The sequence below is a fragment of the Bacteroidota bacterium genome (assembly GCA_016713765.1).
Taxonomy (GTDB): Bacteria; Bacteroidota; Bacteroidia; order AKYH767-A; family 2013-40CM-41-45; genus Pollutiaquabacter; species Pollutiaquabacter aromativorans.
In genome coordinates this window covers 2,646,902-2,660,783 of the sequence record JADJON010000001.1, presented here as the reverse complement: position 1 = coordinate 2,660,783, position 13,882 = coordinate 2,646,902, and the positions used below count along the sequence as shown (strand labels likewise).

Below are 13,882 nucleotides of genomic sequence, written 5' to 3'. Positions count from 1 at the left end.
CTCACTTGCTTCCGCGCTTTTTAAACAATTGCATGAGTGGTTGAACATAGGAGCGATCGGTGCTCAATCTGACTGTATCGACGCCGGAACGTGCAAACAGGTCCGCATTTCTGCGTGATCGTACGTGCATGTTCTTCTGGAAAGCTTCCCGCACGGCAGGGTCCCCGGTATCGATCCATTGGGACGTACCCGTTTCCGCGTCTTCAAATCTGACCAGGCCGATATCGGGCAACGATTCCTCCCGCGGGTCGATGATCTCAAGCGCGACCAGGTCGTGTTTCTTGTTCGCGAGTTTGAGTTCACGTTCGAAATTCTCCGTGTAGAAATCGGAGATCAGGAAACAGATACTGCGTTTCTTGATCGCATTCGTGAGGTACTGCAAAGCGACGGCCAGGTCGGTTTTGCGGTTAACGGGTTTGAATTCGATCAGTTCCCGGATGATCCGCAGAATGTGGGTCTTTCCTTTCTTTGGCGGGATGAACTTCTCGACACGGTCGCTGAAAAAAATGACGCCGGTCTTGTCGTTGTTCTGAATGGCGGAGAAGGCGAGTACCGCGCAAAGCTCCGTCATCAATTGGCGTTTGAACTGTTGCTTCGTGCCGAAGTCTCCGGAGGCGCTCACATCTACCAGCAGGATGACGGTCAGTTCCCGCTCTTCCTCGAATACCTTGACATACGGATGTCCGAAGCGGGCGGTGACGTTCCAGTCGATGGACCGGATGTCGTCTCCCGGTGTATATTCCCGCACCTCGCTGAATGCCATGCCACGCCCTTTGAAGGCGCTGTGGTATTCGCCGGAAAAGATGTGCGCCGACAAGCCGCGAGTCTTGATCTCGATCGCGCGGACTTTTTGGAGCAGGGTGGAGGTTTCCATGTGTACAGTTCAGGTTCGCTCTCGGGGGAGACTTAGGGAACTTCGACTGCGTTGAGGATCTCGTTGATGATCTGGTCGGAACTGATGTTCTCCGCTTCCGCTTCGTAGGTCAGCCCGATGCGGTGCCGCATCACGTCGTGGCAGATCGCGCGTACGTCTTCGGGAATCACATAGCCGCGGCGTTTCACGAAGGCGTAAGCCTTGGACGCCAGCGCCAGGTTGATGCTCGCGCGGGGCGATCCTCCGTAGCTGATCAGTTGTTTCAGCTTGCCGAGTTTGTAATCCTCGGGTGTACGGCTCGCGAAGACGATGTCGACGATGTAACGCTCGATCTTTTCATCCATGTACACGTCGCGCAGGCTTTTGCGCGCGTGAAGGATCTCTTCGGGTCGCACCACCGGCTGCACCGGAGCCGGCGCTTGCCCGATGTTCTGACGGATGATGAGTTTTTCATCTTCCTTCGTCGGGTAGCCGATAACCACTTTCAGCATGAAGCGGTCGACCTGTGCTTCCGGAAGCGGATAGGTTCCTTCCTGTTCAATGGGATTCTGCGTAGCCAGGACCAGGAATGGTTCTTCGAGCGCGAAGGTCTGTTCGCCGATGGTAACCTGTCGTTCCTGCATGGCTTCCAGCAAGGCGCTTTGCACCTTGGCGGGTGCCCGGTTGATCTCGTCGGCCAGCACGAAGTTGGCGAAGACAGGTCCCCGGCGGATGGAGAAACTCTCCTGCTTCTGATTGTAGATCATCGTGCCGATCAGGTCGGCAGGTAACAGGTCCGGTGTGAATTGGATCCGGTTGAACTTGGCGTGAATGGCTGATGCAAGCGACTTGATCGAAAGCGTCTTGGCCAGTCCCGGGACTCCTTCCAGCAGGATGTGGCCGTTGGCCAGTAGGGCGATCAGGAGCCGTTCGGTCATTTGCTTTTGTCCGACGATCACTTTCCCCAATTCGAGTTGGAGCAAGTCAACAAAAGCAGATTCGCGCTGAATGCGCTCGTTGATTTCTTTAATGTCCATCATGTTGTTTAACTACGAGGTACTGGTACCTAAACCGCGAAACCGTGGTTTAGAAAGTGTAACATTCGGAAAGGATGGCGGTAGCCGGAAACCTTCGTAACGAGGAGCAATTTTAACTAAAAAACGATGAATCCGCTGTGAAAAACGAGGTTAAAGAATGTTAAGAACCGGTGGTTCTTCGCATGGACTGAAGGCTGTTCAAGAGCAGGAACAGGCAGCAACCCGGAAATACCAGCACCCACCACGCCTGCAAATCCTGTCGACCTTCCTGCAACAGGCTTCCCCAGGTTACGATATCGTGCGGAACACCGGCACCGAGAAACGACAAAGCGGACTCGGCCAGGATCGCTCCGGCCATGTGATAAAAAAAGATCAGGACCAACAGGGATCCGAAATTCGGTAACAAATGCCGGAAGAGGATCCGTACATCCCGCAAACCCGCGGCGCGCGCGTTTTCCGCAAACCCGGATCCGCGGAGTCGCAGGGTTTCCGCTCTGGTCAGTTGGGTGAATTCCGCCCATCCGGTCAATCCAATGGTCAGGATCACCAGCGAGACCGATGGTGTCAGCGTTGCACCGATCAGGATGATCCAGACTAGCCGGGGTACTGCCAGGAAGACGCTCATGACCGCACGGACCATTGTATCAATCGGCAGTCGCAGGGTGGCTTTCTTCCCGCGAACGCGCAAGGTCAGTAACATTCCGATCAATGGTAATAACCACCAACCAAGGCTTGCTTGAAGCCCGTAACGGCCAGGAATGAAACTGCCTTCGAACCAGGCGATAAAGAAAAGTGCCAGTATTAAGATGAACGATCCCGGATGCACCAGGAAGTGACGATCACCAAAGTATCCGGCGAATAACCCCAGTGTAATTCCAATCAGGGCAGAGAGGAGCGCTGCCAGAAAGCCGATCAGCAAGGCATACCGGGTGCCATGGATGAGGGCGGATAGCAGGTCTCCACCTGTCCGCGTTGTGCCCAGCCAGTGACGGTAGCGCAATGGGAGTTCGATCGAGCCGGTGTCGGATGCCAGAAACTGTTTCGAGAAGGGTGATTGAAAGTTCGCGTTGGCGGGATCCAGGTCGGCAGGAGCATACGGGATCGGAGCAAGGAGGGTGAAGCCTCGTTGAAACGTGCGCCAGTCGATATCGGCGGCTAGTACTGCTTTCCATTCTCCGTTTTCCTGCGGTAACTCCACATACGGATTTCCGCTCAGTGCCGGGAAACTGGTCTTGCCGTCAATACGAAGCATCAGTGGATTACGGTTGGCCAGAACAGGAGCCAGCAGCGCCACCAGGATGAAAACACCAAGCATGCGAAACGCCCGCCGTTGATGTTTCGAGCCTTTGAACACGGTAAACTCCGACAACCGAATACTCATGATACCGTGCTTGAAGTTGAAGGCGAATGAATCCGGGGGTCGGAACGATACACGAGCAGGTCGGAGATCAGGAGCCCGATCAGCGTAAACAATCCGCTCAGCAGAAAGACCGCATTCATGACCGGAAAGTCGCGTGCATCGATCGCTTCGTAGATCGTGAATCCCATCCCCGGAATTCCAAAGATGGACTCAATGACGATGGAACCTCCGATTGCTGCCGGGAAGGCGAAGCCAAAAAGTGCGAAGGCCTGGATCCAGGTGTTGCGAAACGCGTGGACGTAGAGGGCTTTTTTCTGATCGAGTCCTTTTGCAAGCGCGGTCTTGAAATAATCGGACTGCATTTCTCGGAAAAGTGTCTCTCGGAATTGACCGGTGAGAAATGCCCAACTGCCATAGCAATAGGATACAGTCGGCAGGATGAGGTAGGGAATCGTGCCGTACAATCGTGAAATCCAGGAAGCGGATGCCGGCCATCCGCCGGCAGGCGAAACACCGGTGACCGGAAAGATTTGCACGATGGAAGGATTTGCCAGCAACAGCAAGAGCATTCCGCCGACCCAGAACACCGGCAGTGAAAGGCAGATGTGTCGCAGTCGAGTGAAGAAATGGTCGAACCGTGAGCCGGGGTATTGAACAGCACGCAGGGCTACCGGATAACTCAACAGATAAGCGAGCATCAGGGAAATGAAGGTCAGCAAGATGGACCAGCCGATGCGATGTGAAAGCAGATCGGCGACGGGTTGTCGCGAATTCCAGGATATGCCGAAGTCGCCTCGGATAATACCGCGCGAGAAAGCGGCATCACCGAACAGCCAACGGTGAAAACGATTGTCAGGGTGCCACTTTAGTACGGGAACATGGTGACGCCAATTCGAATCGGTTTCGGCACGCAGTGTCGGGGGAGTAGCGGTTTTCGAATGATCCGCAAGGGTTCCGAGTGTGAGATAGAAGACAGGAAGATCCAGTCCAAGCCGTTGACGCCAGGCCGCCCTTTCCTGCTGTGTACTCGCGGAATTGTCATTTTCCCGGAACCACTGATCCGTCGGATCACCGGGCAGCGCGTTCTGCAACACGAAGGCAAGCAGCAAAAGGCCCAGCATCACCAGGCAACCCGACAACAGACGACGAAACAGGAAGCGCCCCATCGATTTCAAAGATAACCGGCCACTACGATCAGCCGGAGGGCGTCAGGAAGGGTTTTTCCGAGTGCTTGTGAATAAACGCAATGAGTCGAGACGAATGCCGGGACGTTCCGGAAAGATGATCGCGTTTTCGTAGCGTTTATGTACAATGACCCTGCGCAGGGAAGAATAAAGAAAGACCATGGGTTGTTCCTCCCGGATGGTTTGTTGCAAGCTGCGGCTATACCGGTAGTAATCCGAAAGACTGACCGATTGCCGGATCGAATCGATCAAGACGTCGGTTGCTGTCGATCCGAATCCGCTGAAGTTGGATCCATGATTCTGCCAGGAAGCGGTTCCCCACAATTGCCCGTAGTCTTCGGGAAGGGAAGTGGCTGACCAACTTCCTAACAGCAGATCGAAGCGGTGGGAGCGGGCCGTTTCCTGAAAGCGCTTCAGTTCCATCGGAACCAGGTTCAGCTTGATACCTGCGCGTGCCCATTCGTCACGGATCACTTTGGCCATGTCGCGCCAATCCGGACTGACACTCAGGTAAGCAAGTTCCGCTTCGAATGGGACGGTCTTGCCATTGACTGTCCGTTCGAGCACGCCGTCGCCGTTCGTGTCGAGCCAGCCGGTTTGCCGGAGCATTTCCCGTCCGCGACTGGGATCGAATGGTAAGGGTGTGAGTGTGGTGTCAAACTCCGGCTTCAGGGCCGATACATTGCCCGACATCCGGTGACAGGCACCAGCATAATCAGAATAGATCAGCCTGATGATCCGATCGACCGGTGTCATCAGGGCAAGCGGCCGCCGGGTAGCTGCGTCATTGAACAAAGCCGGTCGATCGCCTGAGTCCGGACGCATGTTGAAGCAGAGATAAGTGTAATTATAGGTGGGCGAGACAGCGAATCGATAGTTTTTACGAAGTTCCGGATCGGCTTGAAGGGAAAGGAAAGCTCCCATCGAGCAATTGGTGGACACGTCCAGTTTCTGTGAGCGGAATTCCAATGCCTGGGCGTTTTCATCACGGACCACCCGGAAGAGTATACGTTGAGGTCCTTCCGGTTTTCCAGACCAATGGTGTGCTTTCCGTTCGAGCGTGATGGATTGTCCCGCTTCCCATCGGCTCACCTTATACGGCCCAAGACCGTTCAGAAAGTTCGGATCCCGACCATAGCGGTCGTTGTTGAACTCGGCTGCCCATTCCGTTAAGGCAGAGGAAACAAAGGTCGGATCTTCGAGCTGCGAGAAGCTGACTTCCTTCAGCACATTGTCGGGGTCATGGAATTTACGTTCCATAATCGGGAAGCCACTGAGGAAGGCCACGTTTTGAATATTGGTCTTCTTTAAAATCACGCGGAAGGCACGCGGGCTTCCAGTTACCGCTTCCACGGAAGCGACATTTTGCCAATAGACCTTCACACCCGGATTCAGGGTCAGGGAGCATTTGTTTGCTTTGGCCGTGAAGACCACATCGTCGACTTGCAGGGGTGAGCCGTCATCCCATCGGACATCTCCCCGAAGCTGGTAGGTGAAGCTCGTTCCGTTCAACGCGGTATCCGGCAGACGTTCTACCAAAACCGGCATCAGCTGGCCCGTGCGGAGATCCGTCTGGACCAGGTATCCCTGGGTGTACAGGTTGATCTCGCTCCGTTGGGAGGAAGTCCCATTGGTAGGATGCAGGTTGTCCGGCTCCGCCGTAAAATGTACCAGTAATTGGTCGGTCGTGTCCCAGTCAGCCGCAGGTTGACCGGCATCCGGTAAACGAACGGTCCCGTACACCGGGCGTTGGTTTTCCTGCCGGACAATGTCCTGACAGGATGCTGCCAACAAGATTGCCAGAAAAAATGCAACACGCATAGCGGATGCAAGCTAAGGATTCAAGATTGATTTATTTTCGTCTGGCTCCGGAATACTCGAGGTTCGTCTGTGTTTTCGGCTGCCGAGGAGGGTCCCGAGGGTCATGATCAATGCGGAGAGCAGAATAACCTGGAGCAGCAATGACTGACTGATGCTGCCCGTCTTTTCATCTGGCAAGATCGAGAGGAAGAGCAAGATGGTGATAAGGCCTCTTGGAGCGATGAATAGCAGAGGGCGAAGCGACAATCCGGTGAGGAGGAGTAGGACTGCCCTGATACTGAAGATTACCCCGACCACAATTCCGGACTGCAACAATGTATCGACATTCAGTAATCCTTTGTCATCGATCAGAAAACCGAACAAGATGAAGAAGGATGCCCGGATCAGAAAGGCTCCCTCTCCCGTGATTTCCCGAAAGCGATGCGCTTCACTTAAGAGTGATTGCGGTCTGAAATATTCCGCCCAGGAGTATCGAGTCAATTTGTTAAAATTTCCTACAAACAATCCGAAAATCATGACGAAGATCAATCCTGGAAGATGCAGGCTTTTTGTGATGCCATAAATCAGCAGCACCATGAGCATTATTGGAACGAATTTTACATGATGGCCGATCCGGCTGAGCAGAATCGACAGTAATAATGTTGCTACGACCGAGATGGCGATAATAAACACGAGATCAAGCGCGAAGTAGCCAAATGCACCGAATGTCAATTCCTGGTTAATGGAAATGAAATTGAAGAATGTAACTCCAAGAATGTCTGAAAAGCTGCTCTCGTAGGTGACGAATTCCCGTTCTGTTTTCGAGAATAGACGGACACTGGGAATTGCCACGGCGCTGCTGATAACGCAAAGTGGAAGGACATTCAACAGGTGATTCCGAAGGGAACCTCCTTCCTGATACTGGAACCACCAGGTCAGGACTCCCGCCATCAACATCATCGGGATGAGCGCGACGAGGAATGAACGCATGATCAATGATCGCTTCTGATGGTTCAACTCCAATTCAAGCGAACCTTCTAAAACGATCATGATCAGACCGATGGTTCCAATAACCGGTAGTAAGGGAGATAATTCAGGTAACTGGATATGCAACCACGAAACGAGGTGGCGGACGAGCCAACCAGTCAACAGTAAGAGTATGACTGAAGGGATCCGAGACCGTCCTGCGGTTAGATCAAAGATGTAAGCCAGAAGAAACAGGCAGCAAAACGTAATCAGGATCGCAGAGGTCATACAAATATCCCTTCAGTTTTTTCCCCACAAAATGTGCTAGTCATCTTTCCGTAAATTTAGATCATTGGGGGATTTTCTGATAGTCGTCATGGTGGGAATAATGAAATAGTTGTCACTTTGTAGTTGAATTGTACGTGACAAGTCTCAAACTTGAAATTAAACCACAAATCGTATGAATCAATTGTCCAATCAAACCGCGATCATTACCGGAGCCGCTTCCGGAATGGGTAAGGCCATGGCCATTTTATTCGCTGCAGAAGGTGCCAGGGTGGTGGCAGCGGATCTTCATCAGGCGGAACTGGACACGGTAGTCGAGTCCATTCGCCAATCCGGTGGTACGGCTATCGGCATTCCGTGTAATGTCAGCCTGGAGTCGGATATCCGGTCCCTGATTGCGGGAGCGATGGAGCATTTCGGTAGTGTCGACATTCTGGTGAACAATGCCGGCGTCATGGATGACTTTCACCCGGTCGAGCATGTTTCAAATGATGTCTGGAACAAGGTGCTCCGCATTAACCTGGACGGACCCTTTTACGCTTGCCGCGCAGCGATACCGATCATGTTAAAACAAGGTAAAGGGGTGATCCTGAATATCGCGTCCGTCGGCGGGCTCCACGGAGCGCGGGCCGGAGCTGCTTATACTACTTCCAAGCACGCTGTGATCGGTCTGACGAAGAACATTGGATACGTCTATGCCCAAAAGGGAATACGCTGCAACGCGATCGCGCCCGGTGGTGTGAATACCAACATCGGCCGTGATATGCATCCGGATCCGTTCGGCTATGAGCGCAGCCTTCCGGGCATGGGTACCATGCCCCGGATGGGGGAGCCGGAGGAGATCGCCCGAACGGCACTGTTCCTGGTCTCCGACGCTTCCAGTTTTGTCAATGGAGCTGTGTTGACCGCCGATGGCGGGTGGACGGCCTACTGATCCGATTCAGGAAAAGCTACTTCAACGCCTGAGGAGCTTGAATCCGATTTCCCTGCCGAGTCCCTGCATCATCGCGAGATTGATCCAGAAAAAAGCGAATTGCTCCATCAATTGGAACTTATCGTTGCCACCTGCATCATAGCATTCCGCGAATCCGGCGTCGATTGCCAGTTGACGAGCAATCGCTTTTCCCCGGGCGCTGTCGCCCGCCATGAAGAGATCGATCGGCATGCCTTGGTAGATGGGGTCTTTCATGTTGTTAAAACCGGTCGTATTGAAACACTTCACCACATCCCGGCTGGCAGTATGAGCCAGGATGGCGTCAGCCGTATTCGAAAATCCTTGCGGACCGCGCCCCATCACGACGTTCATCGCATCAAGGATGACCTTGCCGGCTGTGTCGCCCAGCGATTGTGCCACCTCTATTGCGGCGGTAGCGGGTGTCGCCAGTAGGATTGCCTCGCTCTGACGGACTGCCTCCGGAATGGTAAAGACGGCTACGGCAGGCAATTCGGTCAGCGCCTGGCCTTTGAAATGCTGTGGATCGCGTACACCAAGGAAGATGCGATGTCCTTTTGCGGCCCAACGGGAAGCCAGGGCTCCGCCTACGTTTCCGCTACCAATAATGGCAATGTTCATGGATTGACTGAGTTGGAAGATGACAAAGTTGGCAAGGATAACATTTCCTTCATATTACTATCTTAATAGAAAGTAATAGTCAAAAAGGATAGTAACAGGCACCTGCAACCTGTTTTTCTCAGAACCAGCGAAGCAACAAGTCGGCAAGCCGACGCTTGAGGCGCGAGTAGGGCGGATAGAACAAGCGAATACCGGTCCAGCCGATCCGCTGTTTCAAAATGGAGCGCTGGTTGCTGAACGTCAAAAAGCCGGCATGTCCGTGTGCGCGACCGAGTCCGCTTCCCTGAAGACCACCGAAGGGTAATCCGGGATGCAGGAAGTGAACGGCGCAATCGTTCCACAACAAAGCTCCCGACCTCCGTTCATCCCGGATCAATTCAAGGTTGGTGCGGCTGCGGGTGAACGCGTAGACTGCAAGCGGAATGTCCTGACCTCCCGATTCCAACAAAGCCGTTTCCAGCGATTCGAATGGTTCCACCGGCAGTATCGGCCCGAAAATTTCTTCCTGCCGGATGCGCATGCTTGACGCTGTTCCGGTGATGATGGTCGGGGCCATGAATCGCTGTTCCGGGCGTGATATTCCGCCGAGTCGAAGCACCGCACCGGACGCGAGGGCGTCATTCAGGAGTTTATGCAGGCGTTCGGCATGTTGCCGGTGGATGAGTCGGCCATAGTCCGGGGATTGTTCGATCTGCTGGGAATCGCCAAAGAGCGCCGTCACCTGTTCACGCAGGATATTCAGGAATGGATCGAAGACCCTTGCATCTACCAAAACGTGGTCCGGGGCAACACAGGCTTGCCCGCAGTTGAAAAATTTGGCAGCGACGATCTTTCTTGCTGCATCTTCCAGGTCGGCATCCGCGCAAACGATCACCGGACATTGTCCGCCGAGTTCCAGGGTTACGGATGCGTTTAACTGAGCTGCTGCAGCGTGCACGATCTTGCCCACCCGGGCGCTTCCGGTAAAGAACACATGATCGAACGGCAGGGTCAATAACTGCTCGGAGACGGTGTGATCACCTTCCTTTACACAAACAAGATCGGCAGGGAAGACGGCCGCGACCATTTGTGTCAGCAGTCGTCCGGTAGCGGGGGCGAACTCGGAAGGTTTCAGTATGGTTGCATTGCCGGCTGCCAGAGCACTGATAAGCGGTCCGACCATCAATAGGAATGGGAAGTTCCACGGGCCGATCAATAAACAAACCCCTTTCGGTTCCTGACAACTCCAGGCACGTGTCCCGATCATGGAGAGTGGCGTACCCACCGGTTGATCGGCCATCCATTCGGGCAAGCGGGACCTCGCATGCCGGATCTCACCCAGTACTCCGTATGCTTCGGTCAGGTCGCTCTCCATTGCCGGTTTACCAAGGTCGTCGGAAAGCGCCTTTCGGATAACCGGAAGATTTTCGAGGATCCATTCTTCCAGCGCTGACAGGTACTTTAATCGGACAGTGATAGGTTTTCGCCTGTAGTTACGGGCGCCCGAACGAAACACTTCGAATTCTCCGGTAGTCAGCGGCATCGAAACCAAAGGTAAGCTTTGCGGGGAGCAGTACTGCCGGATGGAAGGTCGTAAAACGATTTCTTCAACTTTATCCGGACTCAGCCGGTTTGTGATAACTTTACCCAGCTAAATCCACGACTATGCCAATCGGTTCCATTGTGTTTATCTTCTTCGGTGCCATCATCGTTTTTTCCGGACTGCTGACCGTCAATCAGGGTACGATTGCCGTCATCACCCTGTTCGGTAAGTATCAACGCATTCTCGCGCCGGGTTTGCGGTTCAAGATTCCGATCATTGAAAAGGTGTATCGCCGCGTCAGCATCCAGAACCGTTCGGTGGAGATGGAGTTTCAGGCCGTTACCGCGGATCAGGCGAATGTCTATTTCAAGAGCATGTTGCTCTATTCGGTCATGGATTCCAACGAGGAGACGATCAAGAAAGTGGCGTTCAAGTTCATCAGTGAGAAGGACCTGATGCAGGCGATGGTGCGGACGATCGAAGGCAATATCCGTTCGTACGTGGCAACCAAGAAGCAGGCGGAGATCCTGGGTCAGCGTCGCGAGATCGTTGAATACGTAAAAGCCGGCATCGATCATACGCTGGAAGAGTGGGGGTATCATTTGCAGGATCTTCAGATCAACGACATCACCTTCGATCAGGCGGTTATGGAGAGTATGAGTAAGGTGGTGGCCAGCAATAACCTCAAAGCCGCGGCGGAGAACGAAGGCCAGGCGTTGTTGATCACCAAGACCAAAGCGGCGGAGGCGGAGGGCAATGCGATCAAGATCGCGGCGGAAGCGGAGCGCGAAGCAGCACGGCTTCGTGGTCAGGGAGTGGCCCTGTTCCGGGAAGAGGTCGCACGCGGCATGAGCCAGGCAGCGGAGCAGATGAAGCAGGCGAATCTGGATACGAATGTGATCCTGTTCTCCATGTGGACGGAGGCGATCAAGAATTTCGCGGAATACGGAAAAGGCAATGTGATCTTTCTGGATGGATCCAGTGATGGCATGCAACGGACCATGCAACAGATCATGGGCATGGTGAAGGCCAGGGAATAAACTTTTCTCCGGTTTGTAAATGAATTGTCAGGCAGAGGAAATCGGTCGGAGTTTTATTGTGTAATTCCACGATGTGTGGGGCGAACAAGATGCCGATTTTACGCTATGGTTTATTGTGAAATGGGCTGACTGCTCTATTTAAAAGCGATTTTTTTTCGAATTAAGCCCCTTGTCAATTTCATTCGGTGGAATGGTGAGTAAATCCTAGTTTAGTAGGATCTAAAACCCAAAACCAATGAACACAAAAGTATTACTTGCTGCAATCGTTGGCGGAGTCGTCGCTTTTTTATTGGGATGGTTGCTTTTCGGAATTCTCCTCGCGGATTTCATGGACAAGAACATGATCCACTACGAGGGGTTGATGAAGGGGGAAGGCGAGATGAACCTGGCACTCATGTTCGTCAGCAACCTGTGTGTTGCATTCCTGCTGGCCTGGCTGGGTAATCGAACAGGTGTTGATACCCCGGTGGCAGGATTGAAGCTCGCTGCTGTTGTAGGATTCTTCTTCTACCTCAGTGTCGACCTGTCGTTCATGTCGATGATGAACTTGTTCACATCGCCGGTAGGATTGGTAGTCGATGTTGTTTCCAATACCGTCTGGGCTTCCGGAATCGGAGCGGCGGTGGGCTTCATGCTCGGTCGCGGAAAACAATCGGCTTCCTAAAAGATCACGTTTGGATGATGCGCTCGGACCAACCGGTTCGGGACAGGAATGGTATTGCCTGAAATGAAAAAAGCCGGCCAATTTGGCCGGCTAAAAACCAGGTAAAAAGAAAATTTCACCGTTTGAATGGAAACCATCGCTGCGACCCGAGGTTTCCTGTCGAGTCACGGAACTTGGAGGTGGATTGAGCTGAACTGCCCGTGACTGCAACCTGGTGATTCAAATGTACTGCTGTGTCCTCCGAAGGGGGATGGACACTGAACGGGCGGCAGCTTTTTCGGATAAGTGGTGGCAGTTGATGTACGGCCGGCCGGCTCTTCAATTCGGTTTTCCGAGCTTTTTCCAGTCTTCCTGGAAAACGACGTTCGGATCGAACAAGGGGTCGTTGCTCAGGATATAGGTTCCGTCGCTTTTACTCCAGGCTTCATTGTAACCTGCAGTGAGTTCCAGCTTGTCTCCCGTAGCGGGATCGGTCCATTGCTCGACACCGCGCAATACCCGGCCCGATTCCTCCATGATCCGGTCCTGGCTCTGTTGCGTAGATTCCCAGGTTTCCATCCGCATTCGACTGATGTCTTCGTTGGCCTGCCGGGTGATCTCCGCGCGTTTGGCATTCTCGCGTTGTTCAACTTTTGCGATGTTGCTGAAGGTTTGTTGAACGGCCGCTTGCCATTCGGGATTGATTCGGAGGCTCGACAACATGGTGCTGAGGATCTTTTCAGCCTCGGCCATCTTTTCTTTCGAACCCCTGACCAGGATGCGTTGTTCGGACGAGCATTGGTAACCGGCACTGTAGCCACCGGTGAGGTAATTGGGGAAACTGCTGATCACCTGATTCACCGAGCATAGCGCCTTACCGAGGCTGCCATCGGGATACCGGAGGTCTGCGATGACAGCCGTCGGTCGATAATTGACGGCCTGGACACCCGCTGCACGCAGGAGTTCCGTGCCTTTCCTCGCCTGTGCTTCCATCAACGGTTGAAGCGTCTCGTTCGTCTTGAGTGAAACGACCTCGGGATCTCCGATCTCATGCAGGAACACATTCCGGAGGTAGTCGCCCGCGTCGAGCGGCTGCTGGTAATCGCATCGCTTGAAGCCACTCGCAGCATTGTTTTGCATCGCCTGCAGCATGGTCGGATCGTCGTTCCATTCCCAACTGCGGGTAGGGAAGAAGTCGATGGAAATCGCGCCATCCCCCGAAGTGAAGTGAACCCGGTTATTCACCACTTCCTGCATGCAAGTGTGTCCGACCCTCCAGGTGATACCACCCTCGGTTTTCCATCCCTTGGGTACCAGCAGTGAGTAAGCGGTGACCGGCTGTCCGAACCCCTGTTCATCCCGGATCCTGACGCGTTCAAGAATGGTGTAGTCTTTACCCTCGATCCATTCTTTTTTTCCTTCGGAGAATTCCTCGGCAGTACCGGGTGAATCGGGAGCTTTGCATGCCGATAGTTGGAGGAAGATGGCGCCGGCCAGGATGAAACGGTAATACATGTTGAATAGCTGGGAAGCTGGAAATGGTGAATGCATACAAAATAGAATTCCGCGCTTTCTCAGCCAAATCGACTGTGAGAATCCTGAAAAAGGAAGACTTCATC

12 protein-coding genes are annotated in these 13,882 nt (G+C 53.5%); 3 read left to right on the top strand and 9 right to left on the bottom strand.

Annotated elements, in window-relative coordinates; genetic code table 11:
- Nucleotide 1 precedes the first annotated feature (1 nt).
- The 6 genes from IPJ96_10440 to IPJ96_10415 all read right to left on the bottom strand — a co-directional run bounded on the left by IPJ96_10440 (nt 2) and on the right by IPJ96_10415 (nt 7,488).
- Nucleotides 2–874: a DUF58 domain-containing protein gene (locus IPJ96_10440; GenBank protein MBK7910767.1), complete on the bottom strand. Its 873-nt coding sequence runs from the start codon at nt 872–874 to the stop codon at nt 2–4.
- Nucleotides 875–906: 32 nt separating this feature from the next.
- Entirely contained in the window at nt 907–1,893 is a 987-nt protein-coding gene (locus IPJ96_10435; protein ID MBK7910766.1) for a MoxR family ATPase, read from the bottom strand.
- Nucleotides 1,894–2,050: 157 nt separating this feature from the next.
- A complete protein-coding gene (locus IPJ96_10430; GenBank protein ID MBK7910765.1) occupies nt 2,051–3,271 on the bottom strand; it encodes an ABC transporter permease in 1,221 nt (406 codons plus the stop codon).
- Nucleotides 3,268–4,416: an ABC transporter permease gene (locus tag IPJ96_10425; protein MBK7910764.1), complete on the bottom strand. Its 1,149-nt coding sequence runs from the start codon at nt 4,414–4,416 to the stop codon at nt 3,268–3,270. The genes IPJ96_10430 and IPJ96_10425 overlap by 4 nt, the downstream gene beginning before the upstream one ends.
- A gap of 42 nt (nt 4,417–4,458) precedes the next feature.
- Nucleotides 4,459–6,255 (bottom strand): hypothetical protein, encoded by a 1,797-nt coding sequence (locus IPJ96_10420; GenBank protein MBK7910763.1) that lies wholly within the window; start codon nt 6,253–6,255, stop codon nt 4,459–4,461.
- A 12-nt stretch (nt 6,256–6,267) separates the two neighbouring features.
- The gene (locus tag IPJ96_10415; protein MBK7910762.1) at nt 6,268–7,488 is read right to left on the bottom strand and encodes a sodium:proton antiporter; all 1,221 of its coding nucleotides are present in this window, start codon (nt 7,486–7,488) and stop codon (nt 6,268–6,270) included.
- Nucleotides 7,489–7,660: 172 nt separating this feature from the next.
- On the opposite strand from IPJ96_10415, the gene IPJ96_10410 reads away from it, so the two are divergent.
- Nucleotides 7,661–8,419, top strand: a complete 759-nt coding sequence (locus tag IPJ96_10410) for a glucose 1-dehydrogenase (protein ID MBK7910761.1) — start codon at nt 7,661–7,663, stop codon at nt 8,417–8,419.
- A gap of 21 nt (nt 8,420–8,440) precedes the next feature.
- Here IPJ96_10410 and IPJ96_10405 read toward each other — a convergent pair whose 3' ends face one another.
- On the bottom strand, nt 8,441–9,058 hold the full coding sequence (locus IPJ96_10405; GenBank protein ID MBK7910760.1) for an NAD(P)-binding domain-containing protein: 618 nt from the start codon (nt 9,056–9,058) through the stop codon (nt 8,441–8,443).
- 118 nt (nt 9,059–9,176) lie between these two features.
- Nucleotides 9,177–10,580 (bottom strand): aldehyde dehydrogenase family protein, encoded by a 1,404-nt coding sequence (locus IPJ96_10400; protein ID MBK7910759.1) that lies wholly within the window; start codon nt 10,578–10,580, stop codon nt 9,177–9,179.
- A gap of 122 nt (nt 10,581–10,702) precedes the next feature.
- Here IPJ96_10400 and IPJ96_10395 point away from each other — a divergent pair, with 122 nt between their 5' ends.
- Both IPJ96_10395 and IPJ96_10390 read left to right on the top strand, forming a co-directional pair.
- A complete protein-coding gene (locus tag IPJ96_10395; GenBank protein MBK7910758.1) occupies nt 10,703–11,620 on the top strand; it encodes an SPFH domain-containing protein in 918 nt (305 codons plus the stop codon).
- Between the two features lie 235 nt (nt 11,621–11,855).
- The gene (locus IPJ96_10390) at nt 11,856–12,284 is read left to right on the top strand and encodes a DUF1761 domain-containing protein (GenBank protein MBK7910757.1); all 429 of its coding nucleotides are present in this window, start codon (nt 11,856–11,858) and stop codon (nt 12,282–12,284) included.
- A 318-nt stretch (nt 12,285–12,602) separates the two neighbouring features.
- On the opposite strand, the gene IPJ96_10385 is transcribed toward IPJ96_10390, so the two are convergent.
- Nucleotides 12,603–13,814: a hypothetical protein gene (locus tag IPJ96_10385; GenBank protein MBK7910756.1), complete on the bottom strand. Its 1,212-nt coding sequence runs from the start codon at nt 13,812–13,814 to the stop codon at nt 12,603–12,605.
- Nucleotides 13,815–13,882: the final 68 nt, after the last annotated feature.

What these genes read in the sequence shown, in the direction of transcription:
- IPJ96_10400 (MBK7910759.1), bottom strand. Translation starts at nt 10,580, where the DNA reads ATGCCGCTGACTACCGGAGAATTCGAAGTGTTTCGTTCGGGCGCCCGT.
- IPJ96_10420 (MBK7910763.1), bottom strand. Translation starts at nt 6,255, where the DNA reads ATGCGTGTTGCATTTTTTCTGGCAATCTTGTTGGCAGCATCCTGTCAG.
- IPJ96_10390 (MBK7910757.1), top strand. Translation starts at nt 11,856, where the DNA reads ATGAACACAAAAGTATTACTTGCTGCAATCGTTGGCGGAGTCGTCGCT.
- IPJ96_10430 (MBK7910765.1), bottom strand. Translation starts at nt 3,271, where the DNA reads ATGAGTATTCGGTTGTCGGAGTTTACCGTGTTCAAAGGCTCGAAACAT.
- IPJ96_10395 (MBK7910758.1), top strand. Translation starts at nt 10,703, where the DNA reads ATGCCAATCGGTTCCATTGTGTTTATCTTCTTCGGTGCCATCATCGTT.
- IPJ96_10405 (MBK7910760.1), bottom strand. Translation starts at nt 9,058, where the DNA reads ATGAACATTGCCATTATTGGTAGCGGAAACGTAGGCGGAGCCCTGGCT.
- IPJ96_10385 (MBK7910756.1), bottom strand. Translation starts at nt 13,814, where the DNA reads ATGCATTCACCATTTCCAGCTTCCCAGCTATTCAACATGTATTACCGT.
- IPJ96_10425 (MBK7910764.1), bottom strand. Translation starts at nt 4,416, where the DNA reads ATGGGGCGCTTCCTGTTTCGTCGTCTGTTGTCGGGTTGCCTGGTGATG.
- IPJ96_10410 (MBK7910761.1), top strand. Translation starts at nt 7,661, where the DNA reads ATGAATCAATTGTCCAATCAAACCGCGATCATTACCGGAGCCGCTTCC.
- IPJ96_10415 (MBK7910762.1), bottom strand. Translation starts at nt 7,488, where the DNA reads ATGACCTCTGCGATCCTGATTACGTTTTGCTGCCTGTTTCTTCTGGCT.
- IPJ96_10435 (MBK7910766.1), bottom strand. Translation starts at nt 1,893, where the DNA reads ATGATGGACATTAAAGAAATCAACGAGCGCATTCAGCGCGAATCTGCT.
- IPJ96_10440 (MBK7910767.1), bottom strand. Translation starts at nt 874, where the DNA reads ATGGAAACCTCCACCCTGCTCCAAAAAGTCCGCGCGATCGAGATCAAG.